Annotated in this window: 26 protein-coding genes; 18 read left to right on the top strand and 8 right to left on the bottom strand. The window is 59.4% G+C overall.

The genetic code is table 11. The features are described from left to right. The 18 genes from PQR32_RS29870 to PQR32_RS29785 all read left to right on the top strand — a co-directional run. On the top strand, positions 1-494 hold a 494-nt coding region (locus tag PQR32_RS29870), incomplete at its 5' end, for a hypothetical protein (RefSeq protein ID WP_408235534.1). After that, positions 491-1,036 carry a hypothetical protein gene (locus PQR32_RS29865; protein WP_408235531.1) on the top strand — a complete coding sequence of 182 codons (546 nt, stop codon included), beginning with the start codon at positions 491-493 and terminating at the stop codon, positions 1,034-1,036. The genes PQR32_RS29870 and PQR32_RS29865, both read left to right, overlap by 4 nt. Before the next feature lie 3 nt (positions 1,037-1,039). Next, complete coding sequence (locus tag PQR32_RS29860) at positions 1,040-1,921, top strand: hypothetical protein (RefSeq protein ID WP_408235528.1); 882 nt, start codon at positions 1,040-1,042, stop codon at positions 1,919-1,921. After that, positions 1,918-2,544, top strand: a complete 627-nt coding sequence (locus tag PQR32_RS29855; protein ID WP_408235525.1) for a hypothetical protein — start codon at positions 1,918-1,920, stop codon at positions 2,542-2,544. Before PQR32_RS29860 ends, PQR32_RS29855 begins: the two co-directional genes overlap by 4 nt. A 9-nt stretch (positions 2,545-2,553) precedes the next feature. Next, positions 2,554-3,015, top strand: a complete 462-nt coding sequence (locus PQR32_RS29850) for a defense against restriction DarA-related protein (protein ID WP_408235522.1) — start codon at positions 2,554-2,556, stop codon at positions 3,013-3,015. A 329-nt stretch (positions 3,016-3,344) separates the two neighbouring features. Then, positions 3,345-5,021, top strand: coding sequence for a hypothetical protein (locus tag PQR32_RS29845; RefSeq protein ID WP_408235519.1), 1,677 nt, complete (start codon positions 3,345-3,347; stop codon positions 5,019-5,021). Positions 5,022-5,085: 64 nt separating this feature from the next. Next, positions 5,086-5,538 carry a hypothetical protein gene (locus tag PQR32_RS29840; RefSeq protein ID WP_408235516.1) on the top strand — a complete coding sequence of 151 codons (453 nt, stop codon included), beginning with the start codon at positions 5,086-5,088 and terminating at the stop codon, positions 5,536-5,538. A 12-nt stretch (positions 5,539-5,550) separates the two neighbouring features. Then, complete coding sequence (locus tag PQR32_RS29835) at positions 5,551-7,404, top strand: hypothetical protein (RefSeq protein ID WP_408235513.1); 1,854 nt, start codon at positions 5,551-5,553, stop codon at positions 7,402-7,404. Positions 7,405-7,413: 9 nt separating this feature from the next. Further along, positions 7,414-8,070 (top strand): hypothetical protein, encoded by a 657-nt coding sequence (locus PQR32_RS29830; protein WP_408235510.1) that lies wholly within the window; start codon positions 7,414-7,416, stop codon positions 8,068-8,070. 61 nt (positions 8,071-8,131) lie between these two features. Further along, entirely contained in the window at positions 8,132-8,923 is a 792-nt protein-coding gene (locus tag PQR32_RS29825) for a hypothetical protein (RefSeq protein ID WP_408235507.1), read from the top strand. Beyond that, the gene (locus tag PQR32_RS29820) at positions 8,920-9,702 is read left to right on the top strand and encodes a hypothetical protein (RefSeq protein ID WP_408235504.1); all 783 of its coding nucleotides are present in this window, start codon (positions 8,920-8,922) and stop codon (positions 9,700-9,702) included. The genes PQR32_RS29825 and PQR32_RS29820 overlap by 4 nt, the downstream gene beginning before the upstream one ends. Next, entirely contained in the window at positions 9,674-9,886 is a 213-nt protein-coding gene (locus PQR32_RS29815; protein ID WP_408235502.1) for a hypothetical protein, read from the top strand. Before PQR32_RS29820 ends, PQR32_RS29815 begins: the two co-directional genes overlap by 29 nt. 36 nt (positions 9,887-9,922) lie before the next feature. Further along, positions 9,923-10,252, top strand: coding sequence for a hypothetical protein (locus PQR32_RS29810; protein ID WP_408235499.1), 330 nt, complete (start codon positions 9,923-9,925; stop codon positions 10,250-10,252). Then, on the top strand, positions 10,249-10,479 hold the full coding sequence (locus PQR32_RS29805; RefSeq protein ID WP_408235496.1) for a DUF7940 domain-containing protein: 231 nt from the start codon (positions 10,249-10,251) through the stop codon (positions 10,477-10,479). The genes PQR32_RS29810 and PQR32_RS29805 overlap by 4 nt, the downstream gene beginning before the upstream one ends. Beyond that, positions 10,469-10,981 (top strand): lysozyme, encoded by a 513-nt coding sequence (locus tag PQR32_RS29800; RefSeq protein WP_408235493.1) that lies wholly within the window; start codon positions 10,469-10,471, stop codon positions 10,979-10,981. Before PQR32_RS29805 ends, PQR32_RS29800 begins: the two co-directional genes overlap by 11 nt. Before the next feature lies 1 nt (position 10,982). Then, entirely contained in the window at positions 10,983-11,564 is a 582-nt protein-coding gene (locus PQR32_RS29795) for a lysis system i-spanin subunit Rz (protein WP_408235490.1), read from the top strand. A 53-nt stretch (positions 11,565-11,617) separates the two neighbouring features. Next, the gene (locus PQR32_RS29790; RefSeq protein WP_408235487.1) at positions 11,618-12,067 is read left to right on the top strand and encodes a hypothetical protein; all 450 of its coding nucleotides are present in this window, start codon (positions 11,618-11,620) and stop codon (positions 12,065-12,067) included. A gap of 9 nt (positions 12,068-12,076) precedes the next feature. Further along, a complete protein-coding gene (locus PQR32_RS29785; protein ID WP_408235484.1) occupies positions 12,077-13,810 on the top strand; it encodes a hypothetical protein in 1,734 nt (577 codons plus the stop codon). Positions 13,811-13,842: 32 nt separating this feature from the next. Here PQR32_RS29785 and PQR32_RS29780 read toward each other — a convergent pair whose 3' ends face one another. The 8 genes from PQR32_RS29780 to PQR32_RS29745 all read right to left on the bottom strand — a co-directional run bounded on the left by PQR32_RS29780 (position 13,843) and on the right by PQR32_RS29745 (position 18,525). Beyond that, on the bottom strand, positions 13,843-13,968 hold the full coding sequence (locus PQR32_RS29780; protein WP_408235481.1) for a hypothetical protein: 126 nt from the start codon (positions 13,966-13,968) through the stop codon (positions 13,843-13,845). A gap of 6 nt (positions 13,969-13,974) precedes the next feature. Then, positions 13,975-14,400: a hypothetical protein gene (locus PQR32_RS29775; protein WP_408235478.1), complete on the bottom strand. Its 426-nt coding sequence runs from the start codon at positions 14,398-14,400 to the stop codon at positions 13,975-13,977. Next, on the bottom strand, positions 14,393-14,809 hold the full coding sequence (locus tag PQR32_RS29770; RefSeq protein ID WP_408235475.1) for a hypothetical protein: 417 nt from the start codon (positions 14,807-14,809) through the stop codon (positions 14,393-14,395). The genes PQR32_RS29775 and PQR32_RS29770 overlap by 8 nt, the downstream gene beginning before the upstream one ends. A 58-nt stretch (positions 14,810-14,867) precedes the next feature. Further along, positions 14,868-15,455: a hypothetical protein gene (locus tag PQR32_RS29765; RefSeq protein ID WP_408235472.1), complete on the bottom strand. Its 588-nt coding sequence runs from the start codon at positions 15,453-15,455 to the stop codon at positions 14,868-14,870. Further along, positions 15,452-16,051 carry a hypothetical protein gene (locus tag PQR32_RS29760; protein WP_408235469.1) on the bottom strand — a complete coding sequence of 200 codons (600 nt, stop codon included), beginning with the start codon at positions 16,049-16,051 and terminating at the stop codon, positions 15,452-15,454. The genes PQR32_RS29765 and PQR32_RS29760 overlap by 4 nt, the downstream gene beginning before the upstream one ends. A 334-nt stretch (positions 16,052-16,385) precedes the next feature. After that, positions 16,386-17,378, bottom strand: a complete 993-nt coding sequence (locus PQR32_RS29755) for a hypothetical protein (RefSeq protein WP_408235466.1) — start codon at positions 17,376-17,378, stop codon at positions 16,386-16,388. Beyond that, on the bottom strand, positions 17,375-17,758 hold the full coding sequence (locus PQR32_RS29750; protein ID WP_408235463.1) for an ASCH domain-containing protein: 384 nt from the start codon (positions 17,756-17,758) through the stop codon (positions 17,375-17,377). Before PQR32_RS29750 ends, PQR32_RS29755 begins: the two co-directional genes overlap by 4 nt. Before the next feature lie 92 nt (positions 17,759-17,850). Continuing rightward, positions 17,851-18,525, bottom strand: a complete 675-nt coding sequence (locus PQR32_RS29745) for a hypothetical protein (protein ID WP_408235460.1) — start codon at positions 18,523-18,525, stop codon at positions 17,851-17,853. Positions 18,526-18,567 lie beyond the last annotated feature (42 nt).

Genomic DNA, 18,567 nt, shown 5'->3' with positions numbered 1-18,567 from the left:
AGATGACCGTCTCAAACGCGACATACCTGAAACAGATTTACGACACGGCGAATGCGATCGGCCAGAAGGCCATTTCCAGCGACGCCATGATCGAGTTCGCTGGCTTCGAATCCATGGCGCTCATCGTCCAGGGCTTCCCGTGGCCGGTTCTGACCAGCGGCGGTGAAATCGAAGTGGCAATGCCGCTCGGCATCGCACAGCAGATCCCGCAACAGGCCAAGGTCAATCAACAGGGTGCGGTCACGATTCAGGAAACCGTCGCTGGCTCGGGTGCGAACATGCTGCTGCAGATGATCGCTGCCGGCGGCCGATTCAACGGCAAGGTGTACAACGGCACCACCGACCAGTATCGCTTCTACCTCAACATCGTGGACTGCTTCCTGTCGTGCGAGCCGGCGGAGCGGAACTGGGAGAACCGTGGGTCGATCCTCACGTTGTCCGGCACCCTCTTCTACCACTACTTCGGCGAAGTAGTGCCGGGGAACATCACGTGACGGATAAGACGCTCGCCACGCTGGCGAGCGAATTTCTCTCGACTGATCGCCCACTCGGCACCGTCCTCGATCCGGCGATCGTCACCCAGCAGGCGATTGTGGCCGCTCGCAAATACGCGGGCTACGGTCCAATTGCCAGCTTGCTGCCGCTCGACCCGCCCACGCCAACTCCACCTCCGAATTGCGAAGCGCCCAACTGGGGCGAGGACGCACCGGGGACGATCGACGAGTATTTCACGCCGGCCGTATATGGCCTGCCGTTCGGGTTCGGGCGCGTCGATCCCCCAATTGTGGCAGGCTCGCCACTCGCGCCGGTCGACTGGGTCGATGGAACGACAATCATCTCGCAGAGCGAGTGGTCGGTGATCCGCCCGCTCTTTCTGCTGTATGTCGAGCGCGAACAAGCGCTGTATCTGGAGGCGACACGCGCATTCGGGTCTGATGTCTATGGGCGATCGAGTTCCGAGATAGACGGCGATATCGAGCGGGCCGAACTCGCGCTTCCCGGAAACGCCTTCGTCCAGCCCGTCATCTCGGTGTAGACCGTGGATATCATCATCGGCGGGAAACTGGTGCGCGGCGACCTGATTGTGTCTGCCGTGATTCGAAGCTCCCTTGAGCCGGTTCCGATGACGCTCGAATGCACGCTGCGTGTGGATGCCTCCACCGCGGTCAAAGAGGGAGATACCGTTGTCGCCGGCCGTGACAACGTCGAGTTTCAGGTCATCAAAACGCACGACAACAATAATGTATCGGCGGTACAGGGTTCACGACCTTACGCGACGTCCTCCTTCATTGCAGCGATTAAGACGTGCGCCGGCGTCTGCTTTCAGCGTCAGACAGCCGTAATCATGTCCTCCACGTCGCTGAGCGCGATCTATCGCGCATGCGGCGCGGGCGTTCAGGTCAATGCCGATTTCACCATCGATCGATTTGCCTGCTACACGGGCAGTGTTCCGAGTTTTGCAATTGCGCAGGTGCTTCAGGAGGAAGGCGGCGTCGTCTTCTGGACCGGGCAGCAGTTGAAATTCATCCGCCTGGATGACCTGATGAAGCAGGCACCGGTAAAGAAGCTCATCACCGATACAACGACGGATCTGCAGAGCAGCTTCCTTCAGCGCCACGAAGTGCCGTTCTTCTACTCGACTGACGACACTGGCAATTTCGCCTATGGCAATCGCACCAAAGCGCGGGCGGCATTCTACATGCCGCGTCAGGACGTGCGAACTCTTGCCAACATGACAAAAGTCCTGATCATGCGAAGACAGTTCAAGTCGCCCTATGCCCCCGCGATCAATGCAGGACAGGTCATCACTGTTGTTGACACCCCTTTCGCAGTCGTTACCGCGGCGCACGTCTACCAGACTGGCTCGGACGGAAGCGGCGCCAATGCGTATTCGAAGTTTTGGCTCGGGGGTCTCCAATGAGGTTGCCCGAACGCGTCCCCGGCGTAGTCGCGAGTTACAACCCCGACACGCGGATATGTACTGTCGAGATACCAGGAATCACGGACGGCGCGACTCAGTTGCCAGAGGCCGAGATTGAATATCCGATCGGGGATAAGTCCGCGAACAGCGCGCACAACACTGAAATCGAGATCTTGGCCGGCGATCCCGTCTGGCTCGCATTCGAGAATGGCGACGCGCGGTACCCGATCATCACCGGCTATCGCAACCCGCGGTCTGGAAACCCGAGCGGAACTCGTCGTTGGCATCATGCCAACATCGAACTCAACGCAGATACGCAAGTTCATGTGATCGCAGGCGACAACATGGTGATCGATACGAAGACGCTCACGATCAATGCGTCGACGCAACTCATCGTGAACACGCCGGTTGCCAAATTCAGCGGCCAAGGAATCTTCCAAGGGCTTCTGTCGTTCCTGTCCGGGATGTTCGGATCGGGTACCGGCGGCGGATCAACGAACACATCCGATATCGACGGCGACGTTGGATTCACTGGCGCATTGAAGAACAACGGCGTCAACGTCGGTTCGACACACAAGCACAAGGAAAACGGTACAGGAAGCCTTACCGACGATCCGCAATAAGGAACCCTCATGGGCACTCTCATATTTAACTTCGAAGACCTCGACAGCAGTGCTGCCGAACAAGCGCTTTCACTCTATTTCAAAGGCGCCGGCGAGCAAGTCGTGCAGACGACAGTCGATCCGCAGATCCGGACATCGTCTGACATTGCCTACAAGACGATTGACGTCACTTTCGCCGACGGCCAGAAACTTACTCTGCTCGTCAAGGAAAGCGGCGACATATTCTCGGTGCTGCTGAACGGCAAGGCCCTGCCTCTCAAGGCCCAAGACGACCAAGAGGCCGCAATGGCCGAGATGGTCAAGGCCATGGACGACGGGCGCGCCGCGTTTCAGGACGCGTTGACCAAGACGCAGGCAGTTGTCCCCGCCACCATTCGCATGGCTGCGCCGAAAGTCGAGGCCGCATTGCGGGCCAGACTGGCGTCGCTCAATGAGTCGATCGCGATGGCTAAACAGGAGTTGGAAGCCTGATGCCAGACCTAGGAGATCAAGCCGAGGGGCTCACCGAGCTCACGCTCGAGTGCGCCCTCTCGCGCCAACGCTCAGTGCCAAAGCTACCCGATAGCAAGGGCATGTGTCTCAATGAGTGCGGCGAGTCCATCGCACTCTCTCATCACTTTTGCTGCATTGAATGCCGCGACGATTACGAACGCATTCAAGCTGCAAAACGCCGAAACGGCACCCGCTAGGAATCGGAAAAAGCGCGCAAGTAAGGCATGTCGCACTGCTGACAATGGTCTGGCAGAACGCGCGGGTAACGCCTGCGCTATAGGCGAACCCACCTTCCATAGAGGAACGACATGCCACGCGCAATTTACAGCAATGACGCCACCCGCAAGATCGAAGACTTCGTCGACGGTTTGCGCGGAACGCAGAAGGGCCCGACCTTCGACTCGGCCGCAGCGGATGAATTCGTTGCTGGTGCAAAGAGTGAATCGGGTCGCGAAGTCCCGAAATCGCTCGGTGCGATTTTCGATGAACTCCCGAAAGAGACAGAAGGCGCATTGCTGCGCGGCATTCTCGACGGTTGCAACTCCTACGAACGCCAGCACGGCGTCGCGCCGACGGCCGATGTGATCGAGTGGGCCTTGCATCAAGGCTACGCCACGACGGACGCCGCTGCCAAGAAATACAGCCTCGACTCGGCATCGTCCGTCCGCGGCGATCCGCTCTCCCTGCAGCCGAACCGCGCCGTGATCGCAATCACGGCAGCGATCGCCGAAGCGATTCCGGTCGCGAACTATCTGCCGACAGACATTGGGTCGAACGAAGCGAAGCTCATCATCGTTTCGCACTCGGCCGGTCAGACGTACGGCCAGTACGCGGCCAACGCCAACATGGACGGTATCAACAGCGGCGGCATGTACGCATCCGCACAACGCGTCCACACCCTCACGCTGGAAACGTCCGGTGCGAACTCAGGTTCGTATGATGGCCTTCTCACGACGGTTCAGACGGATTCGGAACACTGCAATCAGGCTTCCCCGGCTGCAACGTTGCTGCGCGGTCGCATCATCGGTTACGTGAATGGTCTGCCGTGCGTTTCCGAGATGCCAGTGGACGGAACCCCGGCGACAGGTACGCTCGTGGGCTCGGTGACCATCGCTGGCACGACCTACAACCTGACCGGTTCGATCACGTACGCGACCGGCGCCGTCATCATCACACCGAGCGCCGCGCTCCCCGCGAATACGCCCGTGGTCGTCGAAGGGTTCATGGACTATGAACTTGCGCCGGACCTCGTGCCGTACATCAACACGAATGCAACGGCGTTCAAGCTGTACGCCAGCCCTTGGCGCGTCCTGACGCAACAGTCGGTCGATAGCCGTACGCAGTTCGCAAACGAACTGGGACTCGACCCGGCTGCGGAATCCCTGATGGCGGTCCGCAACCAGGCGGCAAACGAGCGGCACTACAACGTGTTGCTCAAGGCCATGCGCATCGCGTCGCAGCTGACGCCGTACACGTTCAACTTCTCATGGACCACGTTCGGCGAGCAGAAGACCCGCGCGCAAGTCTGGCAAGACTTCTCCGCGGTCCTCGGAGCAGCCGACCAGGACATGGCGAACAACACGATCGACCATGGCATCACGCACATCTACGTGCCGACCAACGTGATGGCGCAGATCATCGCCCTTCCGCGCGAACTGTTTGAGCCGTCGGGCATCGTCGCCAAGCCGGGCATCTATCGCCTCGGTCGCCTGTTCGGCAAGTACGAAGTCTATTACGCACCGAAGGTTGTCGCAGGCGCTGCCGGTTCGCCGACCGCGCAAATCCTGTGTATCGGTCGCTCGACGCAAGTCGCGCGCTGCCCGTTTGTTCTGGGCGACGCCGTACCGCCGACGGTGATCCCCACCGCCTTCACGAAGCAATACGTGTCGGGTAACGCGTACTACGCGCGCAGCTTTACCAGCGTGAACCCGCATGGCCCGTCGTCCCTGGGTGTTGCGCTGATCACGGTCTCCAACCTGTTCTAACCGTCATCGGCGAAGTGGCCCGGTCGCAGTCAGGCCGGGCATACGTACACCATTTGGAGCAGATATGTCCCGTACCAAATCCGTGAAGATTGGCACGACCACGCAGAACGCGACGCCCGATGCGACCGCCGATCGCGACGCGGTCGAAGCTCTTTCGTTCCCGCGCAAGCTGCGCGTGACCAACCAGATGCCGATCGCACTTGTCTTCGCAGAGCTCGGCATGTACCTGATCGGTAACACGCGCGTACCGAAAGATGGTGAGAAGAACTCCGACGAATTCAAGTTCGCAAACGAAGACCAACTGAAGCGGCTGGAAGCAGACGCCGAGGCCCTCGCGAACATCCACAAGTACAACCCGGCGGTCCTGATCGAAGAGATCAGCGAAGACGCGGCACCTGCAGTCGTCGAAGCGGCGACAGCAGCCGGCGAAAAGCAGACAGAAGATCCGGCGCAAGACTCGGCGCCGGTGCCGCCTGCAAATGAAAACACTGCGGGCGCTCAGTCGCCGGCGGCATAAGGAGAGGATCACATGGCCGCACCCTTCGTCCGCCAGCTTGGCGCACAACCGGGAATTCAACTCAACCCGGTCCTCGACAATTCCGACGGCTTCGCGCCCACCAACACGGACCAGATCTTCGGTACCGTGATGCGCGCCACGCGCGGCCGGATCGACAAGCCGTTCTATGTCGACGCCGGTACCGTCAGCGCAAAACTGGGCCCGGGTGAGTCGATGCGTGTCACGCCTCTGAACGAGGCATACGTCCATGTTGTCGAAGCCCTGAACAATGGCGCTACGCGGGCGGCAATCCAGCGTTTGGTGCCGGCATCTGCAGTTCTCCAGATGATGGTTGCTGTCACCGCCGCAGTAGGTTCTGGTGCCGTCCTCGTCGCGACGATCGCTGCGGGTGCCGTCACCGGTGGGACTGTTACAAACGGCGGCACGAACTATCCGGCAAACACCACCATTCAGATCGGTGGGCCGGGTACGGGCGCTGTGCTCAAAGCGACGGTCGTGGCAGGCGTCATTACTGCGTTGACGCTCATCGCCGCCGGTACTGGCTATACGTCAGCGCCGCCGCTAACGGCAGTCGGCGGCACGACTACGACGTATTCGGTCGCCGCGACAGAGCCGGGCAGCTTCCTGTTCTCCGTCAGCCATCTCGAATGCTACAACGACGGCGCGAAGATTTCGTACCACGCCGACGAGTTGACGGACGACAACGGGAACCCGATCGCGAATCCGTCGATCACGTTTCGGCTGCTCGATCCGAACGACGTCAATATCTTCGGCGACATTCAAGCGTCGCTGGACCCGACGGCAGTCGACGACTTTGGCAACAGCCTCTACCTGCCGGACGTGGTTACGGCGTTGACTGACGCCATGGTGATCGTCGTCGGTGCCGGCGCAACCGTTGTACCCAATTCAGACGCTTATGGCCGGGACGTCAACGGACTAGACCAGTGGTCCACGTCGGACGTGCTGGAGTACTTCAACGAGGGCGGCTTCACGTATGCGACGTCTGACTATACGAAAGCTGTGAACGCCCTGCAGTTCACGCCACTCGATTACGGCTACATCGCATCGTGCGGCTCCCAGGCGGTCGCTCTGCTCTCGCAGTTGAGCAATCTTGCGTACAACGTGAACACTTGCTTCAAACTCGACGTTCCGGGCACCCTGACGCCGGCGCAGGCAATTGCGTGGGTTGCACAGTTGAGTCTTGTCGGGACGAAAGACTACTACTGCCATGTGTACTGGTCGCCGATCAAAAGCGCAGACCCGACCGGAATCAACGGAAATTCGGTATTTGGCACCTCGACGTTCAATATTGCCCGCTCGTGCGCTCGCAACGCACAGACGGACGCGAACGGCTTCGCGCCCAAGAACTATCCGATCGCGGGCAAGGCATGGCCGCTGAATCGCACGAACATGTCGCAGATCTATACGCCGAGCAACAACGAACTGAGCGACCTCGCAGCCGCGAAGATCAATCCGGTCCTGTTCACGAAGTACAACGGCGGCGGACTGTATGTCTTCACCGATTCGTTGACCTCCGCGACGACGACCGTGTCGTACAAGAAGCTGATCTCGGTCGCTGAAATGTCTTCGAGCATCGACGAAGACGTCGTAATGGCCGGCCGGGAGTTCATCCAGCTTCCGATGGCGATCTGTATCAAGAAATACAACGACTATCTGAAGGCGAAGTTCGAAAATGCCCAGACGGCCGGCTGGTTGAAGCCGAGTGCTGCCATGAACGGTGCCGCCTTCCAGTACTCAGTGGTTCCGAACGCGCTCAAGCCGGCCGACGACGTCGACGTGAAATACACGCTTCGCTATGACGGCGTCGCACGCCAGATCACGGTTACGCAAACCATCTCTAAGTAAGGCGAGATCATGCACGAAATGACTGACTTCATTCGGGGCCTTGCCAAACCAAAGGCAGCCCCGACGCTCGACGACGCAACAGTCGTCGACGAAGACGCCCAGAACTATGCCCTGACCAACCTCGCGATCAATGTCGCCGCCGCAATTCAAGAATGGGCTACGACCGACGACAGCGACCTTGACGATGGCGAGACGCTCGCGACACGGTTGCTTGGTCTTCTGATCGGCCTATCGAATCCTGACGTTGACGATGAAGAACTCACCGGCGACGAGCAGGACACGATGGATCTCGCGCTCGAGGCCACATGGGACTATCTGACCGACAAGGGCGTCTCCGACGAAGACGCGAGCGCGCTCCTGAACGACTGGGACAACGATGCGGCTATCCGCATTCGCGACCTTTCGGCATCGACGCTGGCGGAAGTCGACCCGGTCGAAGATATCGACGACTTTGCATTTGACAGCGCCGGGACGTTCGACGCCGTGTATCGGATGAAGAGTGTGATCCGGGACGGCAAGAAGACCCGCGTCAACAAGCGCGTGTCTGGCAAGGTCAAGCTGACGGCCAAGCAGAAGCTCGCGCTGCGCAAGGCATCGAAGAAGGCGCATACGGCGTCGGCCACGATGAAACGGGTGAAGTCTCAACACAAGGCCGCGGCCCTGTAAAACAGCAGCCCAACTCGACGTACAGGGCCGCAGATTCGCGGCCCTTTTTTACAGGCGCGCAATGAACCCCGGTAACGGCACAATCCTCACGTCCCAATGGGGAGGTCTCAGCGACTTCCTCATCGCGAAGTTCTACGCGGTCGATGAGAAAGGCACTCGCTTGCCCGACGAGACGACTGAGGTACACGCGCCCATCAGCGATGGCCATCGGGACATGACTTTGAACTGGCAGTCGCCGTTCGAAGCAGCAAGCCCGGACACGAAGGCGCCGGCACTCGCCGCGATGCTCCAGTCTGGAGCGCTGGCGACGGTTCTCTCAGACCTGACGTCCGCCGTGGCTGGTCAAAAGCCTTCGAGCGCCCAGAACAATCAAAGTCCGAGCGCACTTCAGAATGCCCTTGAGGATTTGAAGGGGCGAACCGGGATTACGAAACTCAACAGCACGCAGATATTCACCGGAATGGCACCTATCCGGTTCACGTTCAACGTGCATTTCCGTGCGCTCGCCGATCCGTACAGCGAGGTAGAGGCGCCGGTCAACCAACTCATGTACTGGTCAGTACCGAAAAAGTTGAGCACTGACTCGATCGTGAAGCGTGCGACCACCGCCGACGGAGTGACCGGCTATCTCAAGGCGCTTCTGCCGTCGCTTGCACCGACGATGATCGCCTTTCAGTACAAAACTTACACGTACGCCCCACTCGTCATTGAGTCGATTGGCGACCCGATCACCGCTCCGATCGCCAGCAACGGTTACCACACCGAAAAAGTTATCCCGATCACCATCTGTTCGCTGACTGCGCTCGACCGCGATGACCTTAAAGCCATCTTTTCTCCCGGAGCTTCCAATTGATTGAATTCCGCCCTCTGCGCACCAAGCGCCTCGCGCTCACGCTGCAAGAAATCGCGATCGGCGATGCAATCAGCCTGGCAAAAATTCCCCCATCAATGTATGAGGCACAGACCACGCGGTTCCTAAGCAGCGTCATCAAGGTGGCCGAGGCCGCTACGCCGGCGCACGTAACGGATCCGCGAGCAATGACGGTTCAGGAACGCGGGTTCACTGTCGCCCATTACATGGCGCACGTGGCCGAGAGCGCGCCTGACTTCATGATCGGCGACGGCAGATTTTCGAATTACCTCGTCGGCCAGCAGCAGCATGTTGTTCCGACGTTCTCGGCCGGCAATGTCGGGGGAGATGTGTGGTCTCTCGTGCCGCTTGTCGGCGCCGCCGCGGAAGCCATTGAGGAACTCCACGGTGATCTGCAGGGCATCGAGGGCGAATACCACTGGATGCTAGGTTGCATGGCATCGCAACTGCGCAAGAAAGACGACGTCGCGCCTGACCCTGTTACCGATACGGCTTATGGAGACTGGTTGCGCGAACGCATGCTGGTGCTCTCACGTTATCCAGAATCGGACTTCGTCCAGATGCTGGTCATGTACCGCCAGGCCGCGCGCGCGACGCGCCATTTCTTCAACGTGGACATCAACGACGACGGGATTGTCTTTCTCGAAGAAGTCGAAAAGGAGGCGGTGGCGAAGTTGCCGCCGGCGCGATTTCCCGTTAGCTCCTGCCTCTCGGACTTCGCGATTCGAATGGGTGGAAAAACTCCAGCAGTTAGCCAATAACCTCACTCTATATTCACCCACATCACTCGCTGAAGCCAAACGCACACCGGTGAGCGAAGCAGAAGGATTTTTCGCATCAAAGGCCTTTCAAGATTTTCAGAAAGGTCGCGAAGCCGAGCTAAAACTGCAACTTGCGCTGGTCAATCGGCTGGACGCCATTCACAAGGTGCTTGCACGACGTTGACGCGACACCGTGAGACCATTTTATTTCGGGGAATGGATGGATGCCCATAAAGAAGTAATCGCCGCGATCGGTAGCCTCAAGTCGGATCTCGACCAGCGTCATGGCGAGAACCTTCTTGCCCAGTCGGTCACCGACGCAAAGGTGGTAGAGGCGATCCGGGGTATTGATGAACTTCGAAAGGCTTTTCCGGATGGCGATCCGGACGGGCATCGCCGATATCACGAATCGATTATCCGCAGAAACGAAGCGCGCGAGAAGTTCTATCAAGAATTGACGTCGCATCTTGTTAAGGGCGGGGCGTGGGCATTAATCGTTTTTTTGGCGTGGGCAAGTTGGCAGGCAATCAAAGCCAAGGTGACCCAATGAGACTGGTTTCGTACTGGCGCAGAGCGCATAAGCGCAATTCCGTGCGCGCGCTGATCGTCGGCACGGTCGCGCCGCTGATAACCGGCATCTGGTCCGCGCTGCCCGGCGCGTTCGTCGATCGCCTGCCGCTCTGGGTGGTGCTGCTGATTAGCGCTGGTATCTCGGCGATCGGCCTGGCCGGCGCTTACACCTCGCAGCCGTCGCTGCAGGAGAAGAATGATGACTGACGTTCGCCAGCCGCCGCGCAAGCGAACGCTAGCGGCGGTAATCGGCGCCGCCGCGGCGAGCGCACTGATTGGCCTCACCGCATCGCAGGAGGGCGTCAGGCTCACGCCATACAACGACGCGCTCGCGCACGACGTGCAGACGGTTTGCTTCGGCGACACCACCGTCAAGATGCGCCCGTACACGCTCAATGAATGCAAGGCGATGCTGAGTGACCGGCTTGCCGATTATGCCGAAGCGGTGCGCAGCAACACGCCGGGATTCGACACGTTAACCGATGGCCAGAAGGTGGCAGTTATCGACGGCGTTTACAACTTTGGCCTTGAGAATTTCAAAGGCTCGACGCTGCGCCGCATGTACATCGCGAAACAATTCCCGGCCGCGTGCCAGCAGTTCTATCGCTGGCGATTCGTGGCCGGCAAGGACTGCGCGGTCGCGGCGAACCGGTGCGGAGGCATCGTCACGCGCCGCAACCTCGAGCGGGCTGCGTGCTTAGGAGAATGACATGGCACCTTATCTGATCACCGGCCTCGCCGCCGCGCTGCTAGGTATTGCGATCGGCGCCTGCGGCACGCACGCGCTCGACTCAAATCACTATGGCGCGCAGCTGGCCACCGAGCGGGCCGAGCACGCGCACGACAACGAGCAGCACGCCAACGATCTCAACCTGATGTCGAAAGCCGCGCTCGACGCCGAGAACCGGGCTATCGAAGCGCATACCGTCGCGGAGGGCAAGATTGCCACGCTCGACGATCAACTCACAAAGGAGAAAGAAGCTCATGAAGCCGACAACTCTCGTAACCGCGCTGCTATTGCTGATGGCACTCGCCGGCTGCGCATCGCAGTGTCAAACATCCATCCAACCAGTGGCGACCAAACAGGTGGCAGCGCCGGCGCCCCCAGCGTGGATGATGGCACCAGTGGCACAGCCGAGTTACCACGACCGTTTGGAGTCGCTCTTTTCGGGATCGTCGACAACGCTGACGACGACGCCCGCGCAAAAGCCATCGGACTCCAAGGGTATGTCTGCATCCTCCAGCAACAAGGAATAGTCGCCGGCACTTGCGAGACTGCCGCGCCTAACTGACGACGCCCTTTTCAGCTTGACTCTGGCAGGCCAGCCAGATACCGGTAACGAGCATGACAACACCACAAGATCAGATTAATCAGTTCGTCACCGACACGGGGCTTGCGCATCAGATCGTGCATGGGGACGCCAATACGGTCGTTACGACCGCTGGTGGTCCTGTACGTTCGTTAGCGAAGTTGGTCGCTGACAACCAGGCGCTGATTGATGCAGCGCTCACGCTGAACCAGAGCTTGCTGCAATGGGCCTACGCGAGTGCCTTCCGGCTCGTATCGGCAACGCGCGACGCAAACGCGGCCATCGTGACCGCGAGTATTGTCTGGCCTGATGGCGCAACCGGAACATTCACGACCGACACAGCAAGCACAGCGTTTCCTGGTGCCATCGATGCGTGGCATGCGACGTATATCAATGGCGTTATTAGCCATACGGTTACGCAAACCGCCGTCACCCGCGACGCTACCGGTGCCGTGACCGCTCAACCCGCAATCACGATCTCGTAAGGTAATCCAGTGGGAATTCTTGATGCGCCTGGACTTCTGAACCGCGACCTCCCGGGGGCGAATGCGGCTCGGGCAGGCATTGACTGCACCGGTGCGACCGATGCAACGACCGCGCTATACAACCTGCTCTATCTGACCAAGAACGTCTACTTCACAGGCACGATCAAGGTGAATGGCGTGGCGGGTACCGGCTTCACGCCCCCTAACGGGTGCAAACTGTCAGGCATTCGCCCGACGTTCACCATGAACGGCACGGGTGGCGGCACGTTTTCTGGCGGCTCGGTCATCAATGGGCTGATCAATCTGGCGGGGTGCTCGGGTGTTATGCTGGCGCGGTTCGGCGTCAACAACCCAAGCGGCAACGCGATACAGGCAGTCGGAGGCTTCAGCGACATCCTGTGCGACGGCTTGATCACCAACGCAAACAATCACAACTATCTGTTCGAACAGTTCGACGCAGATAACACCGGCGCTGCGCAGCGAGGCGTCCATATTTACGGCGCAGAGATGCACGGTGGCCCGAACGGAATGGCGTTTAAATGCCGCGACGTGTGGGTCGAGGATGCTATCGCCCACGATATCGCGGTGCAGTGCTATGTCGCCGTGTCGGATAACATCGAAGCGGCTGCAACGTATAACCGCGCGCAGAATGTGACGTTCATGAACTGCCGCGTCGGTCTGCGCTGCGCGCAATATGGTGGCCGGGTGTACAGCCGTGACTGCTGGAGCATCACAAACGCGAACGGTGTGCAACCTGCAGTGAATATCCGATTCCTCGGTGGCGACTACTCCGGCGCTGGCAATCACGGGATCATGATTGGCGACGAAGTCACGCTTGAGACGACCCCTATCTCGGGATCGTCGGCAGCAGGGCAAACTCGACTGCTCTCCGACGTCATCATTGACGCGAATTGCCAAAGCAATGGCTGGAATGGCATTCGGATTGCGTCTTGCGGAAGCGTGCGGATTCGCGGATCTGTAGGGAATAATGGCACCGCCGGGACTGTTGGCGGCGTCACCTACACGAACAACAATATCAGCGCCGACGCGAGCGGTAGCCTGCAGCAGGGCGGCTTCGCCGTACAGGACATGCAGATCAGCCCCGATCTCGTGATTAAGGGTGCGGCAGTCGGGCTGGAAATTCAGACCCTGACAATTCCCGCCGCCACCGCGACGGTCAATGTATCGGCCCGCGCGCAGGTGTACAAGACTTCCAACACGGGCGCGTTCAACCTGACGGCAGTCACGGGCGCGAAGTTGGGTCAGGAGTTCTGGATTCAGATCGCGGACAATTTCTCGATCGTGCAGCTTGCCGCCAATACGCCGCAGTTCATGGGCAAAGACTCATGGGTTAAATATCGGTGCATCGATACGTCCGGCACGATTGCGCTCATTGGTGGTTCTGAACCACTCGGCGCGCGCGAGGTAAATCGTGGCTACAACGCATCGTTCAGCCTTAACTACACCATCGGGCAACAGGCTCAGTACGTCAATCTGACTGGCGATATCACGGCGATTACCCTCTTTCAGCCGCTCGTTCCGCTCGGCCATGATGGCTTCTCGCTTCGCCTGATCGCGGGAGCGTCAACGCGCGCACTCTCTGGATGGCCAAGTAGCATCAAGTTCCCGGCCGCCCAGTTTCCGAGCGGCGCGCCATCGTCAGTTGCGGCGAATACCACGCTGCTAATTACGTTCTATTGGGATGGGACTTATATGGTGGCCAAAGGCTCCTGGATCTACTGAGCATAGGGCGCCCTCGGGCGGTTTCTGTCCTTTCAAAAGACATGGGTGATGGCGGCCGGCCGATATTGCCCGAACAGCGCCACGACAAGCGGGTCGCGCCGGATCAACTCGCCGCGCGCCTCAATCTCCCTAAGCCGCTGCTTCGCCTCTGCAATCATTGCGGCCTACGGATCACCGCGATTCTCGACAGTCGCAACTCCGTCCTGCGCTACCGCATCTTCACCAGCACCTAGCCTCCACATGCCCGTGCGGCGGAGAGCGCGCGGCGATACAAAGACCCAGTCCGCAATGTGAAGTTCGGCCCGATGCCGATCCAGTACGCGCCTGAGCGTGTCGTCTGTCATGCCCGTTTCCTTCGCCAACTGTTTGCGGGACTTATCGCCGGATTCAAGCGCTGTCTTCACCGCTGCCCATTGCGCTGTACGCTTCTCGATCGCGGGCTTGTACTTGACCAGCAAGCCGATGCGATATGCCCGCTTGCGGATATCCGAATTCTTGCGGTCGGGAACGACCACCTCACCAATGGCGATACCCTTTTTGAGTTGCCGCGCAATCCGATTGTCCTCGGTCTTTGTCCAGCGCTTAGACATTGCATGTCTCCTCGTTTTGCCGGGGCGCGAGCCCTGCGCCGTTGATCTTGTTTTCGACTGTCCGCACGGCCTTCGACATCTCGCCTTGGGTGCATAGGCCAAGCTGAATCCGATATAGCTCCGTCGCCTCACGAATCAACGCGAGCTCGGGCGCGCGGCATGTAGACGAGCCACCGGCACGAAGGCGGCCGCCGACCTCATCCAGTGCCATCCTGCCAGCCCGTACCGAATCAGCAAGGTTGTTCCCAATGTTGAGGCCAATGAGCGCTTCAGACAGCCGCAAGCAGTTGTCGATGGTGTACCACTGCTCCATCGACGCTATGCCCTGCCGAAGCGCATCAAAGGCCTGCGAGACCGGCTCAAACAACTCCGTGCGTCTTGCCGCAGGTAACAGATGCGCGCCAGCCATCGCCCACTCCATCGCGTTTGCCGACACGGTCTTCGGAGCGTATTTTTTCCCGCGGTTCTTACTTCTTGGCATAGCTTGGCTCGCAGGTTGCCGGTTCTGTGGCGATGAGATCGGCGACGGCGTGGCCCCTGTTCGAATGCACGCTCGCCGCAGCCCTACCCGTCAAAGTGTTGTGCCAGTTGTTAATCAACGCGGCCGTTGTCACGAGATGGTGCTTAGCCTTCTCGCGGTCGCCTTCGCCCGACTTGCACGCGGCGAGTGCCTTACCTAGCAGATATCCCGTGACCCAAAACCACTGGTGCCAATCGAAACGCGCCTCAGTGGCGTCGATGCCGTGAAGCTGCCGTTGATACTCCGCTTCGATCGAAACGCCCTTCAGGAACTCACCAGACTCCGGCGTGTGGATGATGGCGTTGAGTTCGGCCACGCGGGCCTCAAGCTGTTTCGCGTACGCGCTAATGCCTCGCGCTGTCCAGCCGCCGTCGATAGCATCCTGCGGTAGGCCGTCGAGGATCCGTTCGAACTCGGCGATGCGGCGGTTCGCGACTTCCAGAGCGTCGGCGGCTTCGTCGGTCAACAGTTCGATTGCGTGCGGCTTGGCGTCTACCGTTTCCTGGGAGCGCAGGCGCTTGATCAAGTCACTCATGCATTGTCTCCGCTTGCTGGCTGCGCGGCGGTCAGAGGTCGTAGCGTCTTGTGTACGTTTCGCACTCGCGGGTCACCGCTCAAGCCAATCAGGCTCAGCGCGATAGCGATGGCCTCACGCTGTTCATCCGTCAGACTCGGCTCGGCAGTCTGCTCCACAGGTTGCGGGGATGCGGCGCGTGCTTCGTAATCACAAGTTTCGCCATCGTCGTTCACAGAAACAGTTTTGTGTGTGACGACGCCAGATACGATGCATTCCACGTCCGGAGACCATTCACCGTCGCTAATCGATTCCTTCCGATATTCAGCGACGGCTTCGGCGTGTGCCTCTGCGCGTTGCGCGTCCGTTTCATAGAATTCGACATGCCCACCGTTCGGGTCATAAACGAAGTATTCGCTGGGCGGAGCCCGCTCATCGTCCAATACCACGGCAGTCAGGGATGGCTGCGGGGAAGCGGCGCTGGAGAATTCCGCGTAGACCTTTTCGATGTGGTTCATTATCGCGATGATTCCAAGCTGAGTCGGAATTGGGAACGCGTCAAAATGGGCGTGCAGCGACTCTTTAAATCTAGCCAGTTCCTTATTGACGTCGGTCATTCCGAACCCCTTTTATTAGCAGCGGCACGATCGAGGCGTTCGATCTCGGCAAGGATTAGCGCACCGGCTTTTACAAGATTGCGGCGCGGGGTGGACGGCTTCCACCATTGGCTAGGAAACGGCCAGAGCAGAGGCATTTCATACTTACTGAGCGTGCTAACGGCGTAAATTTCTGCCGCGTATGCTAATTCCCTCTTCGTGTACTGGTCGTCGTGTTCTGGCGTCCAGCCTTCTGCAGTCACTTGGCGGTTGCGCTCAGCCAGGACGTCGCATGCAGCATCCGTCAGCGCGCGCGTCTGCTCCCGTTCGTCGGATGTACAACGGCAGCGGTAGTTTACAAATCCGCATTGCTCGCACGGTGCGACCTCGGCCAGTTGTGCGGCAAGTTGATTGCGCCGGCGTCGCCACTTTTTGCTGCCGCAGACAAAAGCGATATAGCAAATGCATTGATGGGCACGTCGGTTTTCGTCGATTGCGCTGGCGCGGCGGGGGACTGCCCATTTCCAGCCAGGTACGTCGCAACGGCGGCGTCCAGTGCGGCAAGGTCGTCGGGGTGCTCGGACCCCATCGGAGCGTCAAACCGGTCGGACCAATGTCTTTCACCATCTTTCACGGGATGCGCGGCAGGGGGTGCGGCGCGGGTAACGAAGTCGTAAGCGTCGATTGCCCACGCGTTCAGCTTGTCCACGTCATCCGGCCCGTAGTTGCTCATATTCAGTTCGATGTAATCGGCCAGCAGAGCCGCCCGCTCATCGTCCAGCACCACGGCAGTCGGAGAGGGCTGCGGAGCGGCGTAGAGCGGAATCACCGTCCCATCGCCGTGCTCATCTGACAGACGCTGCGCGGAACCCTTGTTGCGCACGATGGGAGCAACTAGACCCGCTCCAGCCGCCCACGCCACCGGCTTCCCCGATTGCGCTGGCGTGGCAGCGTGGCGCATGCCAGCGGCGATGATTGCGTCCCATACAGGCTCGTACCACCCGTCGAAGGCGTCAGATTCGGAATAGTCGTCGCCGACATGGTTCTGCATGGCAAAGTCGGCCTCGTCGCGCATATGGTCAGTCATTATCTTCGGCACCAGCACGAACCCTTCGGGCACGGCAGGCTTGCTTGCAGATAGCAGAGAGCGCAACCGCTCAATCTCGATCTCTGCATCGGCTAGAACGCAATCGGGATCAGTCGGGTCAACAGGGACGCGCATAAGCGCGTGACCATCCTGCAGCCGCTCTTTCGCACCTTTAATGCGCTCGAGAATATCCGGCGAAGATATGATTGGGCTTCGCGTAATCTGCGCTACTGCTACGATTTCGTTAGTCGGTTCGGTCATGGGGTTGCCTTTGCATGTATCTGACGCAATGTCTCGGCGACGTCTTCCGGGATATCGAAGAAGCCGAGCGCGCCCTTGCACTCGACAAACGGCAACGGCTTTGCGTCTGCGATTTGAAAGCCGAACGCGCCGTCGATGTGCCATGGCGACCGCTGACGTGCAGATGACACGCAGTCCGTGATCGTTACAATTCCGACGATGCCGCCGCGCGCAAGTGCCTCGCGGGGTGGCAGTCGGATCTCAGGTGGGATGCCGAGACCCATGAAAATGAAGTCTTTGACATCCTCGTATTCCGCACGCGTCATGCCCTTGCTCGCATGAATCAGTACGCGACCGCGGAACTTCGTCGGCCAACTGCGGTTTTCGACGTCCTTGATCAAACCGCTCGCGTATGCGTGCAGGCGCGCTTCGTCACCGATAATGTCCGGCCGCATGATGAGCCACGCCCAAGGTTGACGAATCGAGATAGCTTTCATGCGACCACCGCGGCTTCGGCTTGCGTCGGGGTTGCCTTCGATTCGTCGTATTTCTTGACACCCCACGCGATCGCATACGCGCACCAGATGAAATGAAAGGTGTATTCCGTGTTATCGACCTCGTAGAAGTCCTGGAAGTTGAACCCATCGTGCTCGAAGTCGTATGCGGCCTGCGCTGCTTGGTGTTCGTTGCCCGAGTGATAGAGCACGTCCGATACGATCTGCGACCAGATTGCCTCGCGCCGAGCCTTGCGCTGGGCCACATTTTTGGCTCGCTGTTCAGCGTCCTCTTCATAGTCCCAATCCGCTTCGTCGGTCGACGCGTCGTTCTCGATTTCTCCTTCGAAGCGATCGTCGAACCAACGTTTGATGTTGGCTTCAAACGTCTCTCTTGAGAATCTCTTTGCCGCACCACCGCGTGAGCCACTGCAGTCCGTCGCGATCAGTTTCTCGGACCAGTATTGCGGATTGAGGTACAAATCGTCTTTCGACTTACGATCCGCTCGAAAGAACTGGAACATGTCGTGCAACCGCAGGAACAGGAACGAGCCACAGTCACCGGTGATCAACAGGTGGCCACCCCATGTGATCAGATCGAAACCGTAGCAACTGGTACCAGGTTTGCGGAATCGCAGATGCCGGTCGACACCATCGTCACGTAGTACAGTCATTTCGTGTTCGCCGACGTCACGCAGAAACTGCTCTTTCGGGCA

This window comes from Paraburkholderia dipogonis (assembly GCF_046027395.1).
Taxonomy (GTDB): Bacteria; Pseudomonadota; Gammaproteobacteria; order Burkholderiales; family Burkholderiaceae; genus Paraburkholderia; species Paraburkholderia dipogonis_A.
This window is presented reverse-complemented; position numbering and strand designations above follow the sequence as displayed.